Here is a 2,883-nt window from a genome sequence, read left to right as displayed (position 1 = left end):
GAACCAGTGACATCCTGCTTGTAAGGCAGGCGCTCTACCAACTGAGCTAACCGCCCCTGAGGGGACAACTGCTGAACACAAGATCACATTGTAGCAGACAAACACCTGCTAAGATGCAACATATTAGAAAAATCTGATATTTTTTTCAATGCCCTCAGGTCGCACCCACGATCGCATCACCATCCTTTGCTTACCGCTGGTTGCAGCCGGTGCATTGGTGAGCACGGGCAGCAGCTACCTCACCCTCTGGGTGCTGAGCGGCTTCCTGCTGGGTGGCTTGATGCTTGGCCCCGACCTCGATATTCATTCTGTGCAATATAAACGCTGGGGCTGGCTGCGGTGGATTTGGTTGCCCTACCGCAGCCGCCTCAAGCATCGATCGCTCTGGTCGCACGGCCCTGTGGTGGGTACGGTGGTGCGAGTGCTCTACTTAGTGGTCTGGCTCTTGGTGTTGGGGGTGGCAGCGATCGCCCTGGCCAATCAACTAGGAGAGTTTGGCTGGACGTGGGCTGACCTGGGTTTGCTCACCCAGCGATCGCTACAGCAATGGCTGATCGAACTCTTAGCCTTGGGCGTCGGGTTGGAGGTAGGAGCCATGAGCCACTATGGCGCTGATTGGCTGACGTCTACCTACAAGAAGATCACCCGCCCATCCCGTAAGACGAGCCGCTCAGCCAAAGCAACTCCGCGCCGCCGAAGCAAGTCCAAAAAGCGTTAGCGAATTGGGCCGTTGTAGTTAATGGTGATCTCGCCTGCTGGAGTTACCGTGACAACGCTTTCCACCGTGTAGGTGACAACACCCATGGTAGTAGCGGTGCGAGGGTCAAAGCCTTGGAAGGTAAACGTCCAACTGCCATCAGCATTCACCACATGGGGAGCACTGGCTCCGTCTTGATGCATAGCGATCTCAGCCCGATATTGCCCCAATCCACCGTTTTCCCGCTCGGCAGCTTGGCGCGCTAGATTTTTGGCCCGGTTGAGATCGAGAGAGATGCGGTAGTCTTCAACGGTGTCGCTGCCCGTGAGGGGTGATGAGCCAGCCGTGGCAGAGGTGCTGCGCAGGGGGCCGTTGTAGTCAATGCTGACTTGTCCAGTTGGGCTAACCGTGACTTCGCTTTCAACGCTGTAGGTTAATGCTTGGCCAGGTGCTAGCGTTCTTGGATCGTAGCCCCGGAAGAGAAATGTCCAGCTCCCATCGGCATTGACGGTATGGGGGGTATCGGCGCTGAAGCCATGCATGGCGGCCTCTGCCCGATATTCTCCAAGACCACCATTCTCGCGTTCAATGGCTTGACGGGCTAGGTTGCGGGCTCGCGTTAGGTCGAGGAGGAGAAAGTCATCGGTCTCGTTGGCCAAGACGGGGGGAGCGATCGCTGCCCCAAATCCAAGCAAGACACATCCCAGCACTGATGCTGTCATCGACCGAGAGAATCGAGAAGTATTGATCATAAAAGTGTTGCGTTGTTCATGAAGAGTATCACAGGAGATCTATGACGTTGTGATTGGGTAACGTGTTTCCCAGGCACGTGTGAGGATCATACGACAAGGTTGGGCGTAGGCGATCGCCTAATGGTCGCTCGTCTCTTAGAATGGGTGGTGTAGGCAGCAGAGTTGAGGCTAGGTCGTTTCTACTCAGGTTGCAGGTTGACGACAGCTAGTCTCAGGTGAATGATGACAGAACCACCGAAGAATGTACTTAATATTGATGCGGTGACGGTCGTGGTGATTTTAGCGATCGCTCTCTTGCTGCCGCTCCTGCTCTCCGGATTCCTGTTCCAGTGAGGTACTCCGTCGGTGGGCGAGGGCTGCCTGGGCATTGCGGCGTACCATGGCGGGTTTAATGCGTCGCAGGGCTGAGGCTCGAAAGCGGCGATCGCAGTCTTCGTCGGTGCTAACTGCTAAGTCGGCTAAGGTTGGCGCAATATTCCAAGGATAAGGCTGAAAGTCTGGTATATCAGTTTCCTGGGCAAAGCGCTGATTCCAAGGACAGACATCTTGGCAGATATCGCAGCCGGCTACCCAGCCCTGCATCTGGCTAGCGATCGCCTCGGGAAGCTGGTCAGCGCGGTTCTCAATCGTGTGATAGGCGATGCAGCGATTGGCATCGACGACAAAGGGTTGGGCGATCGCTCCAGTCGGGCAGGCGTCCATGCAACGGGTGCAGGTGCCGCAGTGGGGGATATGGGGGCGATCGGGGGTGAGATCGAGGTTAGTCAGCACTTCGCCTAGGAACACCCAGGAACCGTAGTCGCGGGTGATCACATTACCGTTTTTGGCCACCCAGCCAATGCCCGCTTGTTCTGCCCAAAACTTATCTGAGACAGGGCCCGTATCGACGTAGTAGCGAGTTTCGATGCCCTCGCCCTGCTGTTCAATCCAGGTGGACAGAGCCTTCAGCCGTGATTGCAGAACTCGATGGTAGTCGCGCCCCCAACCATAGCGGGAGATTTTGCCGTGGCTAGGATCATCGCTATGGGCATGGGGGGTGTAGTAGTTCAACGCCACACAGATAAGCGATCGCACCCCAGGCATCACCTGGTCAATATCCTGCCGCTTGGGATTAGCCATCCAAGCCATCTCGGCCTGGTAGCCCTGGCTGAGCCAATCCTGCAGGCGCTGGGTAGCCCCGTCGCGATCGGCGGCTTCAACGCTAGCAATGCCGACCCGATGGAAGCCAAGGGACTGAGCCTGGTGTTTAATGCGATCGCTTAAGCTTATCTGACTTGTATGGAGTTCTGAATCTGTCATGGGCTACATCGTGCGAATCTCGCCCTCTTCTGGATCCACCAGTCGCTCCAGCTTTTGCTTGATCTGGGCATCGAAGACTTGCCATTTGAGCTGGGTATATTCAGAATTTTCATTATATCCGGTTAAGAATCCCAT

General features: G+C 55.9%; 3 protein-coding genes. 1 reads left to right on the top strand and 2 read right to left on the bottom strand.

Annotated elements, in window-relative coordinates; all coding sequences use genetic code 11:
• Nucleotides 1-148: 148 nt before the first annotated feature.
• The gene (locus V6D20_11925; GenBank protein HEY9816487.1) at nucleotides 149-718 is read left to right on the top strand and encodes a metal-binding protein; all 570 of its coding nucleotides are present in this window, start codon (nucleotides 149-151) and stop codon (nucleotides 716-718) included.
• Here V6D20_11925 and V6D20_11920 read toward each other — a convergent pair.
• Together V6D20_11920 and queG are read right to left on the bottom strand one after the other, a co-directional pair.
• Entirely contained in the window at nucleotides 715-1,419 is a 705-nt protein-coding gene (locus tag V6D20_11920; protein HEY9816486.1) for a hypothetical protein, read from the bottom strand. The two genes, V6D20_11925 and V6D20_11920, sit on opposite strands and share 4 nt — an antisense overlap.
• 309 nt (nucleotides 1,420-1,728) lie before the next feature.
• Nucleotides 1,729-2,748 (bottom strand): tRNA epoxyqueuosine(34) reductase QueG, encoded by a 1,020-nt coding sequence (gene queG, locus V6D20_11915; GenBank protein HEY9816485.1) that lies wholly within the window; start codon nucleotides 2,746-2,748, stop codon nucleotides 1,729-1,731.
• Between the last annotated feature and the right edge of the window lie 135 nt (nucleotides 2,749-2,883).

The organism is Candidatus Obscuribacterales bacterium (assembly GCA_036703605.1).
Taxonomy (GTDB): Bacteria; Cyanobacteriota; Cyanobacteriia; order RECH01; family RECH01; genus RECH01.
The sequence above is the reverse complement of the archived record's forward strand: the minus strand, read 5'-3'. Positions and strand labels throughout refer to the sequence as shown.

Excerpts from the sequence above, each read along its gene's own strand:
- V6D20_11925 (HEY9816487.1), top strand. The coding sequence starts at position 149 with ATGCCCTCAGGTCGCACCCACGATCGCATCACCATCCTTTGCTTACCG.
- V6D20_11920 (HEY9816486.1), bottom strand. The coding sequence starts at position 1,419 with ATGACAGCATCAGTGCTGGGATGTGTCTTGCTTGGATTTGGGGCAGCG.
- queG (HEY9816485.1), bottom strand. The coding sequence starts at position 2,748 with ATGACAGATTCAGAACTCCATACAAGTCAGATAAGCTTAAGCGATCGC.